The following is a 22958-nucleotide window of genomic DNA, read 5'->3' as shown; positions in this document are numbered from 1 at the left end:
CCAATACTGATACCACTGACAACGGCGACTCAACCTACAGTCGTGATCCGGATACCGGAAATGGCGATATCGCGGACAATAGCGGTACAGATCCCGTAGATAACAGCACGGGAAACACCGATACGGCGGATACAGACAACGCCAATACTGATACCACTGACAACGGCGACTCAACCTATAGCCGTGATCCTGATAACGGAAGTGATGCGGCGAATAACGGTGGCTCTAACCCCACCGACAACCGCGACAACTCCGATGTCGCCAACAATAATTCCAATACTCCTGAACCCTCTGGAGGAGACACCACAACGGGAAATAACCCGAATGGAACCCCCAGTGAGACTCCCCAGCAGCAGGCTGCAAACCAGGAAAAACCATCATCAATCTCGTCAGAAACGAAGAATGTCAGCGAGCGCGTGGCTCAACTCGAAGCTGATTTTACCCAAGAATTTGAAACCTATCTCCAACAACAATTCGTAACCAAGCGGCTGAATCTACAAGATATCAGTGAACGGACTCGCGACATTGAACAAGTCACCGGTTTGAAAACAGCCGTGATTTATGTCAGCTTTGTCCCTCAATCATTGAATCGTGATGCCAATGCTTGTCAAGCTGAGTCTGCACCCGCCGGAGATCGCCGATTTGGTTATAGCCCCTCAGCATCAAGCAATTGTTCAGCACAAGACAATAAACAACTAGAATTGCTGCTGATCACCGCCGATGGTAAAGCCATTCAACGTCGAGTCGAAAATGCTAATCGGGCTAAGGTTTTAGCACAGACTCAAAACTTCCAGCGATTGCTGAGTGATCCCCGCAACCTCGGATCGACGAACTATCTGGATTCAGCCCAGCAACTCTACCAATGGTTAATCGAACCCTTGGCGGACGATTTAGAGGCACACCAAATCCAAGGTTTAATGTTTGCCATGGATTCTGGGTTGCGATCGCTTCCTATCGCCGCCCTTCACGATGGAGACAAGTTCTTGATCGAGAACTATAGTGTCAACTTGATTCCCAGCTTCAGCTTAATCCAAGCTCCTAATCCCGACATTCGCTCGCGTCAAGTTCTAGCCATGGGGGCGTCAAAATTCTCAGATTTACAACCTTTACCATTTGTCCCCATAGAACTATCCACCATTACAGAATATCTGTGGAAAGGCAAATCATTTCTCAACGAGAATTTCACCTTCCAGAATCTGCAAGAACAAATCAACCAGAACGAGTTTGGCATCATCCATCTAGCCACTCACGCCGAGTTCAAGCCGGGGAATCCAGAGAATTCCTACATTCAACTGTGGAATCGCAAACTACGGCTCAATGAACTCAAGGAACTAGGCTTATCCGATTCAGCCGTGGATTTATTAGTGCTAAGTGCTTGTCGAACCGCCCTAGGCAATGAAGACTCTGAACTCGGTTTTGCTGGCTCAGCATTACAAGCGGGTGTTGATTCTACCCTTGCCACCCTCTGGTACGTCAGCGATGAAGGCGCCTTAGGCATCACGACTGAATTTTATCGTCAATTAAGGCAAGTGCCGATTAAAAGTGAGGCATTACGCCGAGCGCAGCTTGCCATGGTTCGAGGCGAAGTTAGTATTGCGAATGGTCAATTAAATTATGGAGATAAGAGTATAACCTTACCCCCAGAAATAGCGGAACGCGCCAAGGTGAAAAATCTCAACTTCTCTCATCCGTACTACTGGGCACCGTTTACCTTAATTGGTAATCCGCAGTAGATAAGTGGGGAACAGGGAACAGGGAACCGACAACAGGAAACAGGAAACAGGAAACAGGAAACTATCAGGGCACGATATTATCGTGCCCCTACCCAGTTAACTATTCTTGGGCTGTAGGGGTACGGCACAGAAGAGCCCTCATATCATATTAATTCTCTGCCTTATTTCTGATGTTTCTCATAAGCCTCAACAATGCGCTGAACCAGAGGATTACGAACCACATCTTGAGTGGAAAGTTCGCAAAAGGCAATCCCATCAACCGGGCGCAGAATTTTTTGTGCCACCGCTAATCCTGAATCTTGATTCGGCGGCAAATCGGTTTGGGTAATATCCCCAGTAACCACCATCCGAGAACCAAACCCCAAGCGAGTTAAGACCATTTTCATCTGTGCTGGGGTAGTATTTTGCGCTTCATCAACAATTACAAACGCATTACTAAGTGTCCGCCCTCGCATATAAGCTAACGGTGCAACTTCAATAATCCCCCGTTCCATTAAATTGGGAATTTTCTCCCCATCAATCAGTTCGTATAAGGCATCATAAAGTGGACGTAAAAATGGATTCACTTTCTGCTGTAAATCACCGGGCAAAAATCCCAACTTTTCTCCCGCTTCTACAGCCGGTCGGGTTAAAATTAGGCGTTCATACTCATTTGCCAGTAATGCCCGGGTTGCCAATACCACCGCTAAAAAGGTTTTCCCGGTTCCCGCAGGTCCAATACAAAACGTCAAATCATGATTAAGAACTGCTTTAACGTATTGGCGCTGGCGAAAGGTTTTGGCACGAATCACATCACCGCGACGGGTACGCGCGAGCACATCTTGATGTAAATCCTGAAGTTCATCCTGACGGTTGGTATCTAAGGCATGAAAAGCAGTACGGATATCCGCCTCTTCAATCCGTCTACCCTCGATCCAAAAAGGTTTAAGCGATCGCACCACGGACGAGATACGCTCAACTTGTTTTTGAGTCCCCGAAATTAGCAATTCCTGTCCCCGTAAAACCAGAGTCCCGCCATTGAGTTGAGAGAGCAACTTCAGGTTACTTTCGCGATCGCCCGCCAGTACCATAGCACTCTGGACACTCGGTAATTCAATCGTTGTAGATACTTCACTCAATGTTTATCATCAGTTATCAGTTATCAGTGAGCAGTTATCAGTGAGCAGTTATCAGCCAGTAGGGTGTGTTAGCGAAGCGTAACGCACCTTAACCAGTATATCGGGTGTGGCTGCGTAAGTCTTGCAACTATTAGCAGGCAGGGAAAACAAAGGACAAATGACAAATGACGAATAACAAATCAAGAACGAGGCTTAGAGTTAGGTTTAGGCAACGGTAAGCGTCGAGGCGAACCTTTCCTCTCCTTGGATCTATCCCCTGAAGGGCTTTCACGGCGGGATGTGCCACCCGACTCATCATAGATATCCAAATAGACCGATTCACCGGCAATCTTAGCCACTCCTTGAATGACTTTGCGAATTGCCTGAATGTTACGACCACCTCGACCAAACACTCGCCCCTTGTCCTCTCCGTCAAAAGCCAGCCGAATCCAGACACGATCATTAGCATGGGCGCGTTCGCAGTCTAAACTCAGCGCCGTGGAAGACTCTAAAAACGGCTCAACCAAAAATCGAACCAGACCCCCATAATCCGGGCTGGTTTTCTGCCCAGTTTCAGACACTGACTTGTTCAAGGACATTGGCTTTCTTCAGAATACTGCGTACTGTATCCGTGGGCTGCGCTCCATTTTTCAGCCACTTGGCAATCGCGGGGGCATTCAGAGTGGTTTGATCGGTTCTGGGGTTGTAGAAGCCCAATTCTTCCAAGGGACGACCATCCCGACGGGCTTTACTCTCAATCGCCACAATGCGATAACTCACTTCACGCTTTTTGCCGAATCGTTTTAATCTAATTTTGACCATAGTTTCCAATAACTCACCTGTTTGATTTTACGCGATGATTAAGAATTTCGGGTAAATGGGGATTCGTCATTCGTCATTTGTTGATTTCCCCAGCTCCCCCCGCTCCCCCAGCTCCCCCAGCTCCCCCAGCTCCCCCAGCTCCCCCAGCTTACCCTAAACCCTTATCTTCTCAAAGCTGACCAAACCCCTTCTTCTTCTTCGGCTTTTTCTTCTTCTTCGTCGGACCGCTACCGCGCCAACCGGTTTGGGAACGATTTCCCATCCCGCCACCAAACATATCGCCCATACCACCCATACCTCCCATACCAGGGAATCCGCCCATTTGACCTTGACCCATCTGCTGCATGAGCGATCGCATCTTGGTAAACTCACTGATTAGACTGCTCACCTCACGCTCATTATGCCCTGAACCCTTAGCAATACGACGGCGACGACTGGGAGAACCTGCCAGCAAATCCGGATTGCGGCGTTCCTCAGCCGTCATGGAATTAATCATCGCTTCCGTTTGCTTGAGCTTACCTTCCCCTTTTTCCAGTTGATCTGAACTTAGCTTACCCATTCCCGGCATCAGCTTCATCAACCCACCCAGGGAACCCATATTTTTCAACAGCCGCATTTGCTTTAAGAAATCGCTGAAGTCAAACTGAGCATTGAGCATTTTCTCCTGCATCTGGGCGGCGTCAGCTAGATCAATTTCTTCTTGAGCTTTTTCCACCAGCGTCAGCACATCGCCCATACCCAGAATCCGGGATGCCATGCGATCGGGATAAAATGGCTGTAGTGCTTCTACCTTTTCACCCACACCGACAAATTTAATCGGCTGACCCGATACTTGGCGCACAGACAACGCTGCACCCCCTCTAGTATCCCCATCCAGCTTAGTCAGAATCGCCCCAGTAATCCCAATCTGTTCATTAAACGTATGGGTTAGCGTTGCCGCCTCTTGACCCGTCATCGCGTCAACAACCAGCAGCACCTCATGGGGTTTAACATTGTCCTTAATCTGGGCAAGTTCTGCCATCATCTCGGCGTCGATTTGCAATCGTCCCGCCGTATCGATAATTACGGTATCGACACCCGTTTCCTTGGCATGGGCAACCCCCTGACGGGCAATTTCCACAGGGTTAGTATCCGTCCCCATTTCAAAAACAGGGATATTAATTTGTTGACCCAATGTCACCAACTGGTCAATCGCCGCAGGGCGATAAACGTCCGTCGCCACCATCAAGCAACTGCGGTTTTCCTTCCCCAGGTGTAAAGCTAATTTAGCCGTAGCCGTGGTTTTCCCGGTTCCCTGTAAACCTGCCATCAGTATGATAGTAGGCGGCGTATCTGCTTTAGCCAAGGGGACATTACTTTCCCCCATCACCTGCACCAGTTCATCGTAGACAATCTTGATAAACTGTTGGTCAGGGCGGACACCAGCGATGACATCAGCGCCCATTGCCTTGCTTTCTACGTCAGCAACAAATTTTTTGACGACTTGCAGGTTCACATCTGCCGACAGCAAAGCCCGACGCACCTCTTTCAGGGCGTCTTGAATATTGGCTTGAGATATCTTGTCTTGACCGCGTAGTTTCTTCCAGGCGTCTTCTAAGCGTTCGGCGAGAGCATCAAACATAGTTAACGTTAGTCTAAAAGTTTAGTGTTACGAGAGATAGGGTCGGATTGCCGTGACTTCTTACACAATAACGCTTGAGGGGATTTGTCTACCAGTTCGTTTTCAGCGACTGGGCTCTCAAGACAGAAACCATCAACCTTATCTCACTATTCACGGTATGTGGCGCAATGAACAGAGGTAAGTTTTGACCCTTCGCTTCGCACCTAGGGTATAGCGCGTGAGTCTGTCGGGGTTCACTTTCACTACTATCTTTTCGGTTGCACCCATATATAACTCGCGCCCGCCCCGACTATTCCAGGATTACAATTGATCCGGATCAATACCCGCATCCCGCAGTCGCTGTTCTAAGCGTTGAATCCGACTTTCCGCCTGTTGCGCTCGTATTGCCATTGTTCCGAGGCATGACAGTATTCACATAGAAAATGAGCCCGCTGACGAATTTTCTTTTGGACAGCTTCAGGGATTGGACGACGAGCAGGCATTTATATATCCGATTGATTCTGAGTTAAATAAAGATTGCGAACAGTCCGATTGACAAAGCTGAGATAATCATCGATTTCTTCATACAAATCCAGTTCTTGTTCTTCTTCAGGATTTAGCGAATAGTTTGGTTGTTTTTCTAAAGGTGTCTATATCCGTTCTTGAACGGTACTAGAAGTGCGAAATAGAGGAATTCCTTCAACCAATTCAATACGGACAGCACCTTCAATTGGAAACGTATTGGGTAAGTTTTGCAGTTTAGGTAAAAGTAGCATAATTTTGGAGTGTTCGCAATTTCAACACAGCGTTATTGAATTTATTTTATCGGCAATCCGGAAGAGCCGGAACATTATCCCGTGGAAATAACTCAACCTTCCATCCGGGTTGTCCCCACCAGACAACACGTTCTCCTGGCTCAATCCAAAAATCAAGACGTTGGATTAAGCCATCTTCCAAAATTAGCTGGGGATATTTTGGATAATCTGTATCTGCTTTCTCGGTGTAATCTTGCCCAAAAAAGGTCATGTTTACAGTCAATCCATCAGCCACGCCAATTTCTTCTGTGCCAACTTCCCGAACTTTCTTATTATCATAGCGAAAAGACCCAGTAAAGCGCTTACCAGCTAGAGAACCTTGAGTGACTTCCACCGTGAAATCATAAGTAACAGGTACGGCTTGAATCGGACGCGCCTGAATCACGAACAGGGTGGAGGTTAAAGTTGCGATCGCGGCGATATTGTTTGGCATCATGATATGTAAGCAGGTGTGTTAGCTAGCGTTGAATAATTTGGGCGATTTTGCATACAGTTATGGCGTTGGTGGGATTGAGAGAGCGTGAAACGGGCTTTAATTTTTTTGACACTACTGAAACTCTTATCCAGTAAGCATTTAGCACTCACCTATCAAAAACCAAGCAATAAATTTGATTAAAAACTCTTAGTTTATTATTATGTGTGCGAATTACCAATCCAGATAAGGTTAAATCTATATATTCAGGATTATTATAAATAATTTCTCCACAGTCTAAAATTTGACGATAGGTATCAAAGCAAAATAGAAGATGCTGCTGATTGCAGAAAATACGATCGCGGATTGTCCTAAAATGTTCTGGATTGTCCTGAGATTCGCAGTTTTCAACGATGTGCGATCACACCAACTTTTCCACCCACTCTTTCTCTGACTCTGCTGGCTTTTTTGATTGGGTTGGGTTGACTAAGAAAACCCAACCTACAACCTAAAATGATGGAATAGATTATAAACCATTTCTTGCTCCCCTCTCTCCAGATCCCCCCTTTCAAAGGGGGATTAGGGGGGATGAAGATGGGCTGAAGGCAAGGGTTCTTCTGGCTTAAATTGACACCAATAACATCTATGCACCCCTACTATTTTATCAAATTTGCTGTGCCACACCACTCTACTTACATCGTATCATTGACAACAATTTCTATTGACTGAGTAATTGACTAAACCGTTTTGAAATCCTCCGAAACAATTTCTACCTCCTTCTCAGCCGCAAGATAAAATGGTGGACGATAAAACCCTGCCAGTTTTAACAAGGGTGACAAAACCACAAGTTTAACAATGGGTTCAAGGATGGTATATCGAGATAAGTGGAGATAGTCTCCTTTAACTTCGTCTTTCGATATGCTGGGGAGCAACTTTTAGCGATCGCGACATGATTAAATACTTGAATCACCCTGCTGTGATCATAGTCTTCTCACCTGTCTCATCCCGCCAAGTCAGATATAAGTCAGATATAAGTCAGTAATTTAGATCCCTCTGGTCAAGGATGAAAATTGAGAGATAATAATCAAGTGTATGCTCGCGGAAAATTTCTCCTCGTGTCCAAACCTCTCGTCCTCATGGATCATGATGGCGGTGTCGATGATTATTTGGCAACCGTCCTACTGATGACAATGGATCACATCCAACCTTTAGGTATCGTTGTCACCCCGGCTGATTGCTATATCCAACCTGCTGTTAACGCCACGCGCAAAATTTTAGACCTAATCGGATGTTCTCATATCCCCGTTGCCGAGAGTACGGTACGCGGGATTAATCCATTTCCCGCCCTTTACCGCCGGGATTCGTTTATTGTGGATCATCTGCCAATTCTTAACCAGAATGACACCATCCAAACCCCTCTGCTTAAGGAAAGCGGTCAAGAGTTTATCGTGCGATCGCTGCAAACGGCTGACCAATCCGTTACCCTTATGGTGACAGGACCTCTCACCACTGTCGCCACCGCCTTAAACCTTGCCCCGGATATCGAAGCGAAGATTGAGCAAATCGTCTGGATGGGGGGTGCGATTCACGTTCCCGGTAATGTAGAAAAAAGCCTGGAACCCGGACAAGACGGTTCAGCCGAATGGAACGCCTATTGGGACCCCCTCGCCGTACATCAGATCTGGCAAACTCAGATTCCCATTGTCCTTTGTCCCCTTGACTTGACAAATACTGTCCCCGTTACCTCTGAGTTTGTTTATCAACTGGGGAAACAGCGTCGCTATCCCATTTCCGATTTTGCGGGTCAGTGTTACGCTTTAGTGATTCCTCAAGACTATTATTTCTGGGATGTTCTCGCCACCACCTATCTGGCTCATCCCGAGTTCTTTACCTGGCAAGACTGGGAAACTAGCGTGATTCCCCAGGGTTCGAGTCAAGGTCGTATCCAGGTCGAGGCGGGAGGAAAACGGATTCGGGTTTTGGATACCGTCGATAAGAAAAAATACTACTCCTATCTTGTACATCAGTGGGCAAGGTAACATAGAAAGTGTGATCCCAGTCACTTTAATCACTCTCAGCCCAGTTATCTGAGAATAATGCCTCCCCCACCCCGTCCACGGTTAACCCTTTCCTAGAAGGCAATCGACGGGTTATCCCCTGTCACTCCCACCAGTTTGGTGAAAACTAAATGAGAATGGTTTATTTCTTTTAATAATTGTGACTTTCCTGTATTATGAATGATAAAAACAGCAAAAATATGACAGAAGCGATTTTTGAGCAGAGTCGTTATCGCCACTCGAACCCCTCCTTGTCAGGGACAAGGGTTCAGAGGTAGACTCTGCTCTTTTAAAGTTTCCATATAACATCCGACTTTTTTTAACGCCGAGAGGATACATAATCAGTACTGATTGACACTCACCTGTCAAAAGGTGAGACATAGGGCTTTTTGCATCCTCTCCATTGAAGGGAAATGAGAGTGTAGCAGGATTTTTACCATGACTTATTCTATCGCGTCCACAGAGCAGTCCGTGTCCCAGCCGACACAGCGTCAGCGTTCCACTGTTGAGAAAACACCCAACTCGTCAACATCGAACGTTCATTCCTTGGCGGTGCTTTGGGCAAAGAAATACTATACCGCTGTCACCAACCAAGATGACTCAGCCTCCACATTAGCGGCGGCGGATCTTAAAGAAAGTGCATCACTCGAAGCCAGAAAAAGCACGGCAGAGAAAATGATGCAAAAGCTCAACTTTGCCAGCGCCCAAGCTTGGTCATTGACTGAAACGCTGCTATCGGAGGAAATTCGGCGTCATGGTATTAATCCTGAATTAGTCAATCCCTTAGAAATTGCTGCCGATACTCGTTGTCTGTTCCAAAAGACGGCGAATGCTTATGCTCAACGGGCAACACCACGACGCTTATCGGTGATTGTCGGTCAAGATTTTGGTAAAGTACGCCAAAAATATACTAGCGTTGATCGGCGTGCGATCGGTTTTGTCAGTATGCAGTTCCACTATACGGGTCAAAAGATACTCGATTGGCTCTCGCCAGCGGAACAAAAACTGTGGCTTCCCTATTTAAAGGTAATGGATGACCACATGTATATGCCCCTACAAGCGGCGTATGATGCGGCGGCTAACCATCCCTACAATTCACCGGCGCTATTAGCCGTGCAAAATCTGTTACCCATCAGCACGAAACTAGCTATTTCCGTTTGCCAACAAGTTTGCCGTCAGAATCCTAAGTATGAAACCTACAGCGGTCCGTTGATGAGTAAAACGGTGAGAATTGCCAGTATCCGCGACGTGGAAATGTTTCAGGTGTATCTGTGTCTGTGTGTCTTAGAAGATGACATTCGGGCGGTGCAGCGAGAACTGTTTCCCTTATGCGTCATGCTTTATCCGCGTCTGCGTGTGGGCTGGCGTTTGGTGCAAGATATGCTCAAAGCCATTGGCTGGGAAATGTATAATCGCCTATCTCCCGAAAATATGGCAACCTTTTTACCCTATCTGCGGACATTAACGGAGATGTTCTCCTGTGACGTATTTCAAGAGCAAGAGTAATGTAGAGACATAGCCTTCTAGAGATGTTGCAGGCAACGTCTCTACAGTCTGGAAAAGAAGGGTTCTATAATTTTATCGTTCAGTCTGTGTTTTAAACTTGGCTTGCGTGAACAGAAGCGAGTATGACGAATGACGAATGAAAAACCACAAAGCAACAGCAACTCTCAAAACTAGATTGCTTAAATGATTTCCTGTTTTAGTTAATCCTATCTGGAGTCGCACTAAAAATTGACTTCTAAGTGCTTCATCTCCCTAGTTGGTAATTTTAGGAAATCTGAGCAATTTGTTGAGCGTTGCTGCTACTTATTACTGAAGAAATAGAGATAGAATTTGTCAGTCGGTTTTATGCCTCCTACTTTGATAGTGTTGTTTAACTTCTGTCATTAGAAGCCTTGGTGCTTCAATTTCTAATGTAATCACTTTTACCGGAAAGCACAAGCAAATGACATGGAAGTTTACTTTTTGATGATTAAATGCTGTCACTTTTGTTACAAGAAATTTACGAATCAGCTTCTGTGAGTAAATTGATGATGTTGTTGGTAAAGTCGAAAAACCTAACCCCCCAGCCCCCTTCCCACCCCCCTGGGAGAGGAGAAAACCTTTTGCTTGAGGGGAAGCCAGCGGATGCGGGAGCTTTTGTTGCACGGAAGGGGGAGCCTGAAAGCCCCTTGCCGGCAAGGAGAGAGGTCTTTCACCTAGTTAATTGACCAACAGTATCATTGATGGGTTAGCTTGGATATACAAACTTTTTTCATCCGCAAACAGGAGTAGCCAATGAATCGGAAGCAATTCTTTCGGGTTGTTTATCTCGGTTTGGCAACGATGATTCCCTTGGGGATAATCAGCAGTAATCCAGTTAATGGGCAGACATCCATAAACTTAGGTACATTTCGCAGCACAGCCCTGTCTAAGCACAATACCTATCGGAACACCCATCATAGTCCTTCTATGACCTTGAGTAGTTCCCTCAACAGTAGCGCTCAAACTTGGGCGAATTATCTGGCTACTAATGGCGTTTTTAAACATAGTAGCTCCAGTCAACGTAATAATGCAGGAGAAAACTTGTACGCTGTCTATACAACGGCATCTTCCATAGACTCGGCTACTTTGGCTAACCAAACGGTGAGTAGGTGGTATAACGAGGTTTCAGCCTATAACTATAACAATCCAGGGTTTTCTTCCCAAACAGGGCATTTTACTCAGGTGGTGTGGAAAAAGAGTACCCAATTAGGTTGTGGTGCGGCACGGGGCGTCAAAACCATTAGCGGTACTAAGTATAACGCCTTTTATGTCGTCTGCCATTATGCGCCTGCGGGTAATGTGACTGGACAGTTTGCTGAGAACGTTTTGGCGCCGTAGTTTCGTTTAAGTATCGGCAAATTGATGGTAACAAGATTAGGACTTACGCATTGACCCAAAAGTGCAAATATGCGTAAGTAGGGCGACTAAAAAATCGTGGAAATTACCAAGGAATGCCAACCATAGTGAATCCTGCCCAATAATAGGGATGGGATAGTTGAGAATCATTCAGGTTTTTTAACTGTTGCGGTAGGCTGACGGTTATATCTGTTCCCACCAGTTGACCCGATTCAATCCGCACGTCTCCCCGCAGCATGGCAATTTGGGCTTGTTGCAGGGCTTTGGCTTTGATGGTAATTTCGTCTTTGCCAAGTTGGGAATAAAATCCTGTCATCAGGGCTAATGTGCCAGCATCGTTGACTTTCCAGAGACTGGCGAGGGCGGATTTGACCCCGGCTTGTACGGCTAAACCTGCAAATCCCATCTCGGCATTTTCATCGCCGACGGCGGTTTTACAGGCGCTGAGGGGTATCGGTGAGGCTGAAGCTGGGAACAAAGCCGATACTGTAGTTTTCGATTAGAAACTTTTGTCCGTCGTGGATGCACCGATATACTTTCCAAGGGTTACATCTCCATTACTTCTAATAATCGGGTCATTCAAACTGACAAAATCACCTGGTTCCCCCGATAAATTAAGCATTGCCAAACTTCCGCCACTGGCAAAGTGAGCATCTCCCGAAATAATCCCATTACTGACTAAACTGAGATTTCCGCCACTGACAAACGGTATCTCTTGATGATTCAGCGCCCAAATGTCAATCCCTTGATTCCCCTGAATATACAAATTCCCGCCAGCTTGGGCGATAAACGGATGCGCCAGATTATCTCGCGCAATAACTGTACTCCTAGCTAAAAGATTTAAATCTCCTGTTGTTACCAAAGAGGGCGCACGTCGATGCGCCCCTACGGGAACTAACATTAAATTGTTAGACGCCGATAATGTTGCGGTTTTTGCTGTTATACTGTTAGCGATCGCGTCTCCATTTCCGACGCTGAATTCGGTATCGGTTACCTGTACTATTTCCTCAGAAACCATTAATCCTGTCTCCCCCGTTTCACCACTCCCCGTCAGCAAGGTTGCTAAATCCAATGGCGCAACCGGAAGCAACATCCCCTCATTATCCCGTGGCGGTGCTATTTCTAAACTCAATAACTGTCCTGGTTGACTAATCCTCACCAAACTTTCCCCCGGAACCGCCGCCACTGTAATATTTCCTCCCGGTGCAGCCAATTCCCCGGTGCTGATAACAGTACCTCCCAGTAAGGTTAAATTATGCCCCTCGCTTACCGCCAAATTCCCCGCATTAATAACACTTTCCGGTTGCGCTAAATCAAAGGCAAAACCACTGGGATTTCCGACTAAATCCTGATACTCATTCCCGCCAAAGGCATTAAACCAATTCCCCTCGCCAAAACCAATCCCTGTCGCTGTCGTTGCTGTAAAATCCCCTGGGACATTCAATTGAGCATTTGCGCCAAACACAATCCCCGCCGCAGGCAACCAACTCGCCCCCGGAAACCGATCCTCTAATCCTTTCAATCGTTCCCGCGCTTGTCGTACTGCTAAATGAAAGGGTTCTCCCCAAGCAAACTCCCGCAAAAAATACTGTAAAAAAGTGTGAGCCACGGCATCAACAACGGGTTCCCGCATAGCAATGCTTGGCGGTAAGGGAATCCGGGCGGCGGCTAAATCTCGTACCAATCCCAACCCATCACAGGAGTTAAAAATAACCAACTGTAACCCGCGCTCAATTGCCCGACTCAGGGCTTCTTGTAACTCGTAAATGGTTAAACTACCTGATCAGTATCACTTTCAACAATTATCTGAACCCGTTGACTCGGACTTAATTGAGTTCTCAATTGCGACTCAATCCCATGAAATCCCGCCGCCGCCAACCACCCATTAAAACTTGTTTCTAACCGCTGACTAATCTCACCAAACGCCCCATCAGAAATATTGGTAATTCCAGAAGGGGCTACTTCGATAGGGGAACGTCTACCCTGGCGATAAAGTAACTGATAAAGGAGTCGCCAATTCGTGTACAATTGCGGAATTTCCGGTGCTGGAGGCAACGAACCACTCATTTGCATCCCCAAATTTCCCGGTTGTCCCAACCGCGCTGTAACTGAAGGAAATCCCTGATTAAAATCCCCTTGTCCTAAATTTAAGACGACTAACTCACTCATGGCAGTAATGGGGAAAAATCAGACAACAAATGATTCGGTGATGCTGATTTCACCCAGAATCACTTGTAAACTAAAATGGGTTCCGGGTTCAACTTTAAAGGGTCGCAATTGAATACAAATATCTTGACCTCTCGATTCCACCTCCTGGAGAACCTCTCCCGGATCAGACTGTAAAATAAGTTTCAGGTGAGGAGACAAATACGACTCACCCATCGCCGGATAGACTTGCACAACCAAACTAATTCTGCCATCCGTTTCCTGAGTCAATGCCACCAGCAGGGCAATCATTTTGGTTCCCAATTGTAGCCCAAAATCCAGCAATTTTGCCCGCATCACATCAGCTTCAGGCAGTAATCGCAGTCCCCGTTCTCCTGTCTACAACAATATAGCAAATGCGTTCATCTTGCACTTCCAGGGGAATCGGGCAGAGTGGCACAGTGGAGGATTGCATCGATGTCTCCAAGTCTTTAATGATTTCTGAGAGAACCGGGCGACATTCCAATTTCCCCAATCCCGTCACCATCAAGTCAGCCACATCCTCACACATCCGTACTACTGGATTCCAGCTATCACTTTGCTGCAAATTGGTGTCAATCCCCATTAATTGTAAATAGTCATGCACCGCCTGTACTGCCAGGGTATTCAAATAAACCTGTTCAGATTTTTGTTGATTGGGAATTGCCGCCGCAAATTGTTCAGCCGTCTGAATGGCTTTGCGGGTAGTTATGCGTCCAATTTTTATCTGAAAATATCCCAATTAAATTAAACAGAATGCCCATCTCGCCGCCACCTTAATTGTTATATAACCTTAAATAAATAAAACTCTCACGCTGCAACATTAATTATTGTAAATAAACACGTTATAAGCAAATTGTTCAGTTAGCTTTGATATATAACTTTTTTCCATCTGCAGACGGGAGTAGTCTATATGAATCAGCAGCAATTCGTTAAAGGTATTTGTCTCGGTTTGGCGACGATGATTCCCTTAGGGATAATCAGCAGTAACCCAGTTAATGGGCAGACAGGGATAAACTTAGGTACATTGCGTAGCACAGCTTTGTCTCAGCACAATACCTATCGGAACACCCATAATAGTCCAGATATGACTCTGAGTGATTCCCTGAACAACAGCGCTCAAAACTGGGCGAATTATCTGGCAAGTAATGGCGTTTTTGAACACAGTAACTCGGATGCAGGAGAAAACATCTATGTTTCGTACACGACAGCATCCTCTGTAGACGCTGCTACCCTGGCGAACCAAGCGGTTACAAATTGGTACAACGAGGTTTCAGACTATGACTATGCCAATCCTGGATTTTCTTCGGAAACAGGGCATTTTACTCAGGTGGTGTGGAAGAATAGTACCCAATTAGGATGTGGTGCGGCACAGGGCGTCAAAACCATTCAAGGAACTCAGTACAATGCTTTCTATGTGGTTTGCCAATATTCGCCTGCGGGTAATATGACTGGGCAGTTTCCAGAGAACGTTATGGCACCGTAATTATTCTGACTTGTCACGATATGAGATAAGTTTTAACCCTTCACTTCGGGAAGAAAGCATAGCACGTATGTAGGGGCGGGTTTCACTACTATCTTTTCTGGTGTACCTGGATGTGACTAAACCCGCCCCGGTTTCCTGAAGAATTCAGGGATCTAATTGGCGAATAGGTAGATTTATTCGTCGGAACGGGAATTGCGATCGCTCTATGAAACTAGCCAACTTATCAACAGACACGCAAAGATGAGGGTGAAGCTGCTTCCGTCATTGTGTTTTTGTAGCCAGGATTATGGTTCTTAGTCGGGGCTGGTTTAGTTACATCAGGGTGACAACAAACGTTAGTGGTTAAACCCGCCCCGACAAAATGGTGGATTTAGTGACATTAAGGTGACAAAAAATGTTACACAAAATCAAGGTTAGCCACCCCTGTTATAACCCAGTCTGCGTAGGCGGACTTTGTTTGTGTAGCAGCGATTTTAATCGCCGTGGTAAACGAGGGTTACAAAGGCTCACCCCTACCAAAAGGGCGGGTTTAGTTACATCAGGGTGACAACAAACGTTAGTGGTTAAACCCGCCCCTACAAAAGGGTGGATTTAGTGACATTAAGGTGACAAAAGATGTTACACCAAATCAGGGTTAGCCACCCCTGTTATAACCCAGTCCGCGTAGGCGGACTTTGTTTGTGTAGCAGCGATTAAAATCGCCGTGGTAAACGAAGGTTACAAAGGCAGATTTAGTTCTCGTAGGTTGGGTAGAGCGTAAGCGAAACCCAACCTACAAAGATGACATAATTCCGATTTTAATCGCCGTGGTAAAAGGGGGTGACAAACATCTATGCGGGTAATGTCCAAATTAAATAGGATGCCCATATCGCCGCCACCACAGCCAAAATAACTAACCATAACGGATAATGGGCGCGACTGATTTTCCCATCTGATGTACTTAATGTTTCCACATCAATCCAAGGCGTAACCCCCCGCCGAAACCAACCCATTACTGTCACCGATTCACCGACTAAATCACTAGGGCGAGTTCCCAGGGGGAGTAAGTTACCCAGAGGACCTAAAATTGAAAAGTAATGCAGTTTAACTAAACCACTATCCGTTTCGATAATTAAATCCACCCCTAACCAATTCTGCAATCCTTGTCGCCCTAAAAGTTTACCTGTAAATTCCACAGGTTGATGGGTAGAGGGTAACGCATTCGGATCAGCTAACATTTGTTCTAAGCTGGGTTGGTGACGAATCGCCGCAGGTTTGATATCGGGAAAGTAACGATTAATCCAGAGAATAATACTTAGGCTAAATGCAACTAGGATACAAGCATCGAGAAATGACCCAGCGTTGTGTAACCAGATTAGCCGCCAGAATCCAGTTATCCACTGGCGAGATAACCAATCACTGAGAATACCGAGTAGCCAGAATACCACTCGCAGCACAACACCGACAACAAATCCAGTTAATAGGACACTTTGAAATAAGGGAAAGGCTTTATAACTATCAATTAGTTTCAACCAGCGGGTTTTATTATCCCGTATTGGCGGTGGTGGTATGGGTAAATCCAATTCTGTACCCAACCGCCACTCATAAGCATAACGAGCGCACAAATGCAAGCGATCGCCTAATAAAGGATGAGCCTCTGTGATAATTAACCAGTGGCGGTAGGGGTTGGTACATTCCCACTGTAAAACCCGTTCAAAGGGAACATGGGGCGAACAACTGCTTAAGAGTAATCCTTGTCGGTATCCTAGGGGTAATACTAAATCAAAGCTTTCCCATAAGGGGCGGGTTTGATCGGCTTGATGGATTGCATCACTCATTCCTAAGCCGATTTTCAATAGCGCCCGGGTTAAGCCGTTGGGATTTCCGGTGGTTTCTATCGCCACGCGATCGCTATAGTAAATTCTAATCCGGGAAAACCAGAGCAGGGGGAGGCGCAGTAGCCAGTAGGTGGCGTAACCTAAGCTGGAAATAATACTGGTAATCCCTAAACACAGAGGCGGTAACACTCGTTGAGTGGCGGGATATTTGCCCCGAATCCACTCCGCTAACCGTTCTCCCCCTTGGGCAACATATATATATAGGAGATAGGGAAACTGGAGAATTAATGTGCCTAGAGAACTTAAGATAAAGTCCCAGTTAACAATATGCCCCAACTGAGTCGCATAGATCGTGGCGATTTCATCTTCAGCGAGTTGTGTCAATAAGCCCTCACTGACGACAATTCGAGCCGTGCGAGGCAAATTACCATAGGTTATCGCTAAAGGCGCTTGTGTGGGTAAAATACCCAGCGTCGGTAACGGTAAACGGCGTTGACGGCAAAAGCGTTGGATAGTTTTAGCCGATTCTGATGATCGCGCCGCCAGTTGGCTTACGGAAAGAGGTTCTAATCCATACACCTGTCTTAATAGCCAATCCATTAACCAGGGAGAGACGATTAGCGTCACAATCCCTAAGACAGCTAAAACCTGAGTAGGATCACGGTAGAACCATTGAATCGGTGATAATAGCGGCAATTTCACCAAGATAGTATTGGTGGTTGCCATTAAAAACTCTAACCAGAAACGCAGCAACCAAGCAAACGCGATCGCACTTCCTACCCCAATTAGCCCCAATCGCCTTAATTTCGGGCGTTTGAAGGGACTCCAGTTTTCCGCACGCCCTAAGTTACGAAACCGAGGGCTAGCGGAAAAGACAGAGGGTGCTGAAGGGGGTGTGAAAGCAACCGGGAGTTGGGATGAGGGTTGAGGAGGAGGTTGGTTTCCTGGCGGATTTTGCCGCGATTTGCCACCTGCAAACAGGCGTTTAGCAGAATCAGCTAACCGCTGTTTAACCGTTCCAGGTTTGGCGGGGGAGGAGGGGGAGTTTAGGGGAACAAATCCGGTAGTATCGGATGCGGAGGGATTAGCCGAACTTTTCTCTACAGGCGTAAAACCCGTATGATTGGCTGGAGGTGGGGATTCCGCCATGAGTTCTGGTAAGGTATTTGTCGCCCATTGTTGAACCTTAGGATTGAGATCTTGGGTGAGGGTTTGGCAAAGCGCGATCGCGTTTTGGATATCACCACTTTGGCGATAAGCCTTGACTAGGGCGACACTGGCGCGGGAGACGATGGCTTCATCTAACTCAATCTCGCAGACACCTTCTAGGTGTTCGATCGCCGCCGCGTAATTGCCCTGTTTGAGAGCCGCTAAACCCGCATCGAGGGAGGGATTGGGAACAGATGCCATAATCTTTACATTCTACCCTGCTCTTTTAGAATAAGCTGTCCTGCCTGGAATGTTTCATCCGGCAGATAAATCGCGTCATTGTAAAGTTTTGTGTGGGATCGGGTTTCACGTTTATCGTTTCTTCGTCAGTATTTTTCCACAACTTTATCGATGATATGGTTAGCCGTCCTCAATTGGTATGGTGTTCAATTGAAGAACTCCTAAGAGGAATACCAATCTATCGCTTTAGCAACTATTTCCCCTCTGGAAACTGTCGCTCTCGCACATCATGACTATAGTCTTGCACCGCCTGAGTAATCACTTGCCGCAAATTTGCATATAACTTGGCAAAGGGTGGCTGACGTTCCGAAAGTCCCAGTAAATCGGCGGTGACTAATACCTGTCCGTCGCAATCGACTCCAGCACCAATCCCAATCGTGGGAATGGTTAAGGTTTGTGTAATCTTCCTAGCCAAATCTGCCGGAATATGCTCTAAAACCAGGGCAAAAACACCCGCTTGCTCAAGCGCGATCGCTTCTGCCAAAATCCGCTCCGCCGCCTCTTCTGTTTTCCCTTGCTGACGATAACCGAGAAGATGTACCGACTGCGGTGTCAAGCCCACATGACCCATAACTGGAATTCCCACCGCCGTTAAATGGGCTACAGTTTGGACAATGGCAGAATGTCCGCCTTCTAACTTCACCGCCTGCGCCCCTGTTTCCTTCAATACCCGACCCGCCGAATGCATCGCTTGTTGGAGACTTTCCTGATAACTCAAAAAGGGTAGATCGCACACCACGAACGCCTGTTTTACACCCCGACGCACGGCTTTAGCATGGTGTAGCATTTCTTCCAAGGTCACGGGTAATGTCGTCTCATACCCCAAGGTGACCATTCCCAAGGAATCCCCAACCAGAATAATATCAACTCCAGCCGCATCTAATAATTGTGCGATCGCATAATCCCAAGCAGTCAAGACGACCAACGGACGCCCTTGTTGTTTCCATTGTTTCAGTTGCTGGATATTTACCATTAGGGGAGTTTTGATCCTTGGCGATCCTCGAGGACATGGTGCGTGATTGTGTAGGGGCGGGTTTTACCGATAACGTTTAAACTCAAACCACTACCGGAACTAAACCCGCCCCGTCTAAATTATGAATGATGACTTCCTAAATAAATGACTAAAACGTCTCTGGCGGATTCTTAACAAACGCTAAATGAGGTCTGACTTGACCCGTGGATAGGCTAACCCAGGCTAGTCCTTCCGTCGTTCCCACCCATAATTTATTCCCAATATCTGGGGACAGGGAAAGAATATAGTCTGAGGGAAGATCGGATAGTTCTCCCAACACGGCTCCCGTTTCCGCTCTGATTTTTAACAAGCCACTTTCCGTACCTACCCAAACACTACCATCTAGAGCAAAGCGCACCGCTGTTACACTACGCCCCCGTAACGGAGTCACCGAACGCGGTTCGGCAAAGGGATTGTTGGGGTCAATTACCAAAAGACTACTGGGTGTTCCGACCCACAGCTTGCCATCAGGTCCTGTGGTGAGGGTTTGGACAATGGTTCCAGGTAGATTGCCAATCCGCCGAATGACAAAAGCACTGGCGGTATCGACTTGCACTAATCCTTCTAATGTACCCACCCAAAGTTGACCCTCTTCATCTAATGTCAGAGCATTGGCGCTGACGCCGGGGAGTTCTTGCACCGTGGTCATCAATAATCCTTTGTCGGGACTAATCATAGCCAAACCGCGATCGCTTCCTACCCAGAGATACCCACGCCGATCTATTTGTAAGGATAAGACTCGATTCGAGGGTAATGTAAAGTTTTGTGCGGTAACCTCGTTACTGCGGGGATCTACTCGTAACAATCCTTCATAAGTTCCCAGCCAAATTCGTCCTACCCGGTCTTGGGCTAAGGCGTCAATGGTGTAGTTTGGTAAATCAACACGGGCTTTCAGGCGTCCGGTGTTCGGGTCAATTCGGGCAAGTCCTGAGTAGGTTCCCACCCAGAGGTCACCGGTGTAGTCGGGTTGCAACGCGGGGACGCGAAAATCGATGGATAGGGGTTCTACTTGTCGTCGCAAGCGTTCGGGGGGTAACGGAGCGCCTCCTGGGGGAGGGGGCGCACCTTGATAGTCGGGGGCTGTCCCCAGTTCGGTTTGAGCTAGGGTCACTTGTGCCAGTACTTGGTTCGGCTCAATCCCCATCCATAGAGGAGCGGTTAAGCTTGCCAGGGGTAACCCTAACCCTAGCAGGGTAGCACCGATGAAAAGATGAATCGGGGCATTCAAAGACGCCATGTTCTCTGAGACTATTGGGATAGTTTTTCTATATCTATATTAGTCGGAGTGATGTTTCATCCTGGACTATAAAATCCTTACCTCAATACGTCCCAGATTGGTTATTTTGTAACAGAAACTTAATAATATTTAACATTTCGTTGATTTATAATAGTACCTTATACAATTCTCAAGAATATTTGAAGTTAAACTTATTGAATTCTTTGGTATATTAACAACGTTGCTGAAAATTTCACTTGTCTGGCAAGGAGCTGCACGTCGTGCCGCTTCGCGAACACGCTATAATTTTTCAATTTGGCGTGAAATGAATCGCCACAAGGATGCCACCTAAAGCCATAAGGGGAGAGAAGCCCATATCAAGCAATAGTTTGGTGCTGTGGGATAATTGCTCTTATCCTGATCCGCTCAATAAAAAAATGTCTTGGCTGAGTCAAGTTTTTTGACCCAAAATGGCGGATAATAGGTAATTCAGAAACCAAAAACCAAAATGAGCAGGTTGGGTGTGGGGATGCACCCAATCCGGGCTAATTTTCAGAGTCATTTTAGCGATTTTAGTCTTTAAGTAAGGGCATAAAATCGTTAATAATGCATAAGGGTTGAGCCTGTCGCAACATTCAGTACGTTCCTAAGGAAGGAAAACATGTCTTACGCTAAAACAAAAACTCAGTCAAAAGCTGGGTATGATGCCGGGGTCAAGGATTATAAATTAACGTATTACACTCCGGATTACACTCCTAAAGATACAGATATTCTGGCAGCTTTTCGCATGACCCCGCAGCCTGGGGTGCCTCCAGAAGAAGCGGGTGCAGCTGTAGCGGCTGAGTCTTCCACCGGAACTTGGACAACGGTTTGGACAGACCTGTTGACTGACCTGGATCGCTACAAAGGTCGTTGCTATGAAGTAGAGCCAGTCCGTGGCGAAGATAATCAGTATATCTGCTACGTCGCTTACCCCTTGGATCTGTTTGAAGAAGGTTCTGTAACCAACATGCTGACCTCCATTGTGGGGAACGTGTTTGGTTTTAAAGCCCTGAAAGCCCTGCGTCTAGAAGATATGCGGATTCCAGTGGCTTATCTGAAGACCTTCCAAGGACCGCCTCACGGGATCGTGGTTGAGCGCGATAAGTTGAACAAGTACGGGCGTCCCTTGTTGGGTTGCACGATTAAGCCCAAGTTGGGTTTGTCGGCGAAGAACTATGGTCGTGCCGTTTATGAGTGTCTGCGCGGCGGTCTAGACTTCACGAAAGACGACGAAAACATTAACTCCCAGCCCTTCATGCGCTGGCGCGATCGCTTCCTATTCGTGCAAGAGGCAATTGAAAAATCCCAAGCCGAAACCGGTGAAATGAAAGGTCACTACCTGAATGTCACCGCCCCCACCTGCGAACAAATGATGGAGCGGGCGGAGTTCGCCAAGGAAATCGGTACGCCGATTATCATGCATGATTACCTGACGGGTGGCTTCACGGCGAACACTACTTTGGCGCAATGGTGTCGTCGCAATGGTGTACTACTACACATCCACCGTGCGATGCACGCGGTAATCGACCGTCAGAAGATCCACGGCATTCACTTCCGGGTGCTTGCCAAATGTCTGCGGATGTCCGGTGGTGACCACCTTCACTCCGGTACCGTTGTAGGTAAGCTCGAAGGTGAAAAAGGCATCACCATGGGTTTTGTTGACCTGATGCGGGAAGATCATATTGAGCGCGATCGCGAACGCGGCATTTACTTCACCCAAGACTGGGCATCCATGCCCGGTGTAATGCCGGTCGCTTCCGGTGGTATCCACGTTTGGCACATGCCAGCGCTGGTTGAAATCTTTGGCGATGATTCCTGCCTGCAATTCGGTGGTGGTACTCTGGGTCACCCCTGGGGTAACGCTCCTGGTGCAACGGCTAACCGTGTCGCCTTAGAAGCTTGCATCCAAGCCCGTAATGAAGGACGCAACCTGATGCGTGAAGGCGGCGATGTTATCCGCGAAGCCTGTAAATGGAGTCCTGAATTAGCCGCCGCTTGCGAACTGTGGAAGGAAATCAAGTTCGAGTATGAAGCGGTTGATACCGTCTGATACCCGGTAAGCAACCCCGGTCTCGCATACACGGAGCTTTAGCCAAGTAAGTTAAAGCTGTGCTTACCAGCCTAAGTGCTAAGCGCACTACGTTATCGGCAAGTGTTAAAGACCTACCAGCGGATGCGATAGCCAGTTTGCTGCTCTAGAACCGAAAAGTTAAACAGTTTTAAGGTCACTGAAACAGTGCTTTTTGGACAGTTACCGACCGATAACCTTGGCGAGGCTAACTTTACCCCAGAAATGGGTGAAAACCGGAGGGGCAACCATACCCCTCCACCCC

General features: G+C 47.0%; 20 protein-coding genes and 4 pseudogenes. 6 read left to right on the top strand and 18 right to left on the bottom strand.

The window, feature by feature from the left end:
• Nucleotides 1-1733: CHAT domain-containing protein (locus RID09_RS00435; protein ID WP_446333982.1), on the top strand; the 1733-nt coding region annotated here is incomplete at its 5' end.
• 161 nt (nucleotides 1734-1894) lie between these two features.
• Here the strand turns inward: RID09_RS00435 and RID09_RS00430 are convergent.
• The 8 genes and pseudogenes from RID09_RS00430 to RID09_RS00395 all read right to left on the bottom strand — a co-directional run.
• Nucleotides 1895-2851: a PhoH family protein gene (locus RID09_RS00430; RefSeq protein WP_446333981.1), complete on the bottom strand. Its 957-nt coding sequence runs from the start codon at nucleotides 2849-2851 to the stop codon at nucleotides 1895-1897.
• Nucleotides 2852-3030: 179 nt separating this feature from the next.
• Nucleotides 3031-3429 carry a KH domain-containing protein gene (locus RID09_RS00425; RefSeq protein ID WP_446333980.1) on the bottom strand — a complete coding sequence of 133 codons (399 nt, stop codon included), beginning with the start codon at nucleotides 3427-3429 and terminating at the stop codon, nucleotides 3031-3033.
• A complete protein-coding gene (rpsP, locus tag RID09_RS00420; RefSeq protein ID WP_446333979.1) occupies nucleotides 3404-3652 on the bottom strand; it encodes a 30S ribosomal protein S16 in 249 nt (82 codons plus the stop codon). Before rpsP ends, RID09_RS00425 begins: the two co-directional genes overlap by 26 nt.
• A 169-nt stretch (nucleotides 3653-3821) precedes the next feature.
• Nucleotides 3822-5273, bottom strand: a complete 1452-nt coding sequence (gene ffh, locus RID09_RS00415) for a signal recognition particle protein (protein WP_446333978.1) — start codon at nucleotides 5271-5273, stop codon at nucleotides 3822-3824.
• Between the two features lie 380 nt (nucleotides 5274-5653).
• A pseudogene (locus tag RID09_RS00410) lies at nucleotides 5654-5755 on the bottom strand (HNH endonuclease); the annotation flags it as partial.
• Nucleotides 5756-6028 (bottom strand): annotated as a pseudogene (locus RID09_RS00405) (hypothetical protein). It abuts the pseudogene before it with no gap.
• A gap of 46 nt (nucleotides 6029-6074) precedes the next feature.
• Entirely contained in the window at nucleotides 6075-6503 is a 429-nt protein-coding gene (locus tag RID09_RS00400) for a hypothetical protein (protein ID WP_446333977.1), read from the bottom strand.
• Between the two features lie 716 nt (nucleotides 6504-7219).
• Nucleotides 7220-7390, bottom strand: a pseudogene (locus RID09_RS00395) (restriction endonuclease subunit R); the annotation flags it as partial.
• A 204-nt stretch (nucleotides 7391-7594) separates the two neighbouring features.
• Between RID09_RS00395 and RID09_RS00390 the strand changes: the two are divergent.
• Nucleotides 7595-8518 (top strand): nucleoside hydrolase, encoded by a 924-nt coding sequence (locus RID09_RS00390; RefSeq protein ID WP_446333976.1) that lies wholly within the window; start codon nucleotides 7595-7597, stop codon nucleotides 8516-8518.
• Nucleotides 8519-8610: 92 nt separating this feature from the next.
• On the opposite strand, the gene RID09_RS00385 is transcribed toward RID09_RS00390, so the two are convergent.
• Nucleotides 8611-8775: a hypothetical protein gene (locus RID09_RS00385; protein ID WP_446333975.1), complete on the bottom strand. Its 165-nt coding sequence runs from the start codon at nucleotides 8773-8775 to the stop codon at nucleotides 8611-8613.
• A 199-nt stretch (nucleotides 8776-8974) separates the two neighbouring features.
• Here RID09_RS00385 and RID09_RS00380 point away from each other — a divergent pair, with 199 nt between their 5' ends.
• Entirely contained in the window at nucleotides 8975-10042 is a 1068-nt protein-coding gene (locus RID09_RS00380; RefSeq protein ID WP_446333974.1) for a hypothetical protein, read from the top strand.
• A gap of 333 nt (nucleotides 10043-10375) precedes the next feature.
• On the opposite strand, the gene RID09_RS00375 is transcribed toward RID09_RS00380, so the two are convergent.
• The gene (locus RID09_RS00375) at nucleotides 10376-10687 is read right to left on the bottom strand and encodes a hypothetical protein (RefSeq protein WP_446333973.1); all 312 of its coding nucleotides are present in this window, start codon (nucleotides 10685-10687) and stop codon (nucleotides 10376-10378) included.
• A 129-nt stretch (nucleotides 10688-10816) separates the two neighbouring features.
• Here RID09_RS00375 and RID09_RS00370 point away from each other — a divergent pair, with 129 nt between their 5' ends.
• Entirely contained in the window at nucleotides 10817-11401 is a 585-nt protein-coding gene (locus RID09_RS00370; RefSeq protein ID WP_446333972.1) for a CAP family protein, read from the top strand.
• 103 nt (nucleotides 11402-11504) lie between these two features.
• Here the strand turns inward: RID09_RS00370 and RID09_RS00365 are convergent.
• The 5 genes and pseudogenes from RID09_RS00365 to RID09_RS00345 all read right to left on the bottom strand — a co-directional run.
• Nucleotides 11505-11867, bottom strand: a pseudogene (locus RID09_RS00365) (CHAT domain-containing protein); the annotation flags it as partial.
• Nucleotides 11868-11918: 51 nt separating this feature from the next.
• Entirely contained in the window at nucleotides 11919-13154 is a 1236-nt protein-coding gene (locus tag RID09_RS00360; RefSeq protein ID WP_446333983.1) for a two-partner secretion domain-containing protein, read from the bottom strand.
• A 35-nt stretch (nucleotides 13155-13189) separates the two neighbouring features.
• The gene (locus RID09_RS00355; protein WP_446333971.1) at nucleotides 13190-13588 is read right to left on the bottom strand and encodes a hypothetical protein; all 399 of its coding nucleotides are present in this window, start codon (nucleotides 13586-13588) and stop codon (nucleotides 13190-13192) included.
• An 18-nt stretch (nucleotides 13589-13606) separates the two neighbouring features.
• Nucleotides 13607-13921 carry a DUF1822 family protein gene (locus tag RID09_RS00350; protein WP_446333970.1) on the bottom strand — a complete coding sequence of 105 codons (315 nt, stop codon included), beginning with the start codon at nucleotides 13919-13921 and terminating at the stop codon, nucleotides 13607-13609.
• Nucleotides 13922-13931: 10 nt separating this feature from the next.
• A complete protein-coding gene (locus RID09_RS00345) occupies nucleotides 13932-14345 on the bottom strand; it encodes a DUF1822 family protein (RefSeq protein WP_446333969.1) in 414 nt (137 codons plus the stop codon).
• A gap of 171 nt (nucleotides 14346-14516) precedes the next feature.
• Here RID09_RS00345 and RID09_RS00340 point away from each other — a divergent pair, with 171 nt between their 5' ends.
• Nucleotides 14517-15089, top strand: a complete 573-nt coding sequence (locus tag RID09_RS00340; RefSeq protein ID WP_446333968.1) for a CAP family protein — start codon at nucleotides 14517-14519, stop codon at nucleotides 15087-15089.
• Nucleotides 15090-15919: 830 nt separating this feature from the next.
• Here the strand turns inward: RID09_RS00340 and RID09_RS00335 are convergent.
• The 3 genes from RID09_RS00335 to RID09_RS00325 form a co-directional block, all read right to left on the bottom strand.
• Entirely contained in the window at nucleotides 15920-18316 is a 2397-nt protein-coding gene (locus tag RID09_RS00335) for a zinc metalloprotease HtpX (RefSeq protein ID WP_446333967.1), read from the bottom strand.
• Between the two features lie 232 nt (nucleotides 18317-18548).
• Nucleotides 18549-19328, bottom strand: a complete 780-nt coding sequence (gene panB / locus RID09_RS00330; protein ID WP_446333966.1) for a 3-methyl-2-oxobutanoate hydroxymethyltransferase — start codon at nucleotides 19326-19328, stop codon at nucleotides 18549-18551.
• Nucleotides 19329-19476: 148 nt separating this feature from the next.
• Nucleotides 19477-20604, bottom strand: a complete 1128-nt coding sequence (locus RID09_RS00325) for a ligand-binding sensor domain-containing protein (protein ID WP_446333965.1) — start codon at nucleotides 20602-20604, stop codon at nucleotides 19477-19479.
• A gap of 640 nt (nucleotides 20605-21244) precedes the next feature.
• On the opposite strand from RID09_RS00325, the gene RID09_RS00320 reads away from it, so the two are divergent.
• Nucleotides 21245-22675 (top strand): form I ribulose bisphosphate carboxylase large subunit, encoded by a 1431-nt coding sequence (locus tag RID09_RS00320; RefSeq protein WP_446333964.1) that lies wholly within the window; start codon nucleotides 21245-21247, stop codon nucleotides 22673-22675.
• Nucleotides 22676-22958: the final 283 nt, after the last annotated feature.

Source organism: Coleofasciculus sp. G1-WW12-02, assembly GCF_040219735.1.
Classification (GTDB): Bacteria; Cyanobacteriota; Cyanobacteriia; order Cyanobacteriales; family Coleofasciculaceae; genus Coleofasciculus.
Note: the sequence above shows the minus strand (reverse complement) of the source record. Positions and strands in the feature narration are given on the sequence as shown.

Excerpts from the sequence above, each read along its gene's own strand:
- RID09_RS00425 (WP_446333980.1), bottom strand. The coding sequence starts at position 3,429 with ATGTCCTTGAACAAGTCAGTGTCTGAAACTGGGCAGAAAACCAGCCCG.
- rpsP (WP_446333979.1), bottom strand. The coding sequence starts at position 3,652 with ATGGTCAAAATTAGATTAAAACGATTCGGCAAAAAGCGTGAAGTGAGT.
- ffh (WP_446333978.1), bottom strand. The coding sequence starts at position 5,273 with ATGTTTGATGCTCTCGCCGAACGCTTAGAAGACGCCTGGAAGAAACTA.
- RID09_RS00400 (WP_446333977.1), bottom strand. The coding sequence starts at position 6,503 with ATGATGCCAAACAATATCGCCGCGATCGCAACTTTAACCTCCACCCTG.
- RID09_RS00380 (WP_446333974.1), top strand. The coding sequence starts at position 8,975 with ATGACTTATTCTATCGCGTCCACAGAGCAGTCCGTGTCCCAGCCGACA.
- RID09_RS00370 (WP_446333972.1), top strand. The coding sequence starts at position 10,817 with ATGAATCGGAAGCAATTCTTTCGGGTTGTTTATCTCGGTTTGGCAACG.
- RID09_RS00355 (WP_446333971.1), bottom strand. The coding sequence starts at position 13,588 with ATGAGTGAGTTAGTCGTCTTAAATTTAGGACAAGGGGATTTTAATCAG.
- RID09_RS00350 (WP_446333970.1), bottom strand. The coding sequence starts at position 13,921 with ATGCGGGCAAAATTGCTGGATTTTGGGCTACAATTGGGAACCAAAATG.
- RID09_RS00340 (WP_446333968.1), top strand. The coding sequence starts at position 14,517 with ATGAATCAGCAGCAATTCGTTAAAGGTATTTGTCTCGGTTTGGCGACG.
- RID09_RS00335 (WP_446333967.1), bottom strand. The coding sequence starts at position 18,316 with ATGGCATCTGTTCCCAATCCCTCCCTCGATGCGGGTTTAGCGGCTCTC.
- panB (WP_446333966.1), bottom strand. The coding sequence starts at position 19,328 with ATGGTAAATATCCAGCAACTGAAACAATGGAAACAACAAGGGCGTCCG.
- RID09_RS00325 (WP_446333965.1), bottom strand. The coding sequence starts at position 20,604 with ATGGCGTCTTTGAATGCCCCGATTCATCTTTTCATCGGTGCTACCCTG.
- RID09_RS00320 (WP_446333964.1), top strand. The coding sequence starts at position 21,245 with ATGTCTTACGCTAAAACAAAAACTCAGTCAAAAGCTGGGTATGATGCC.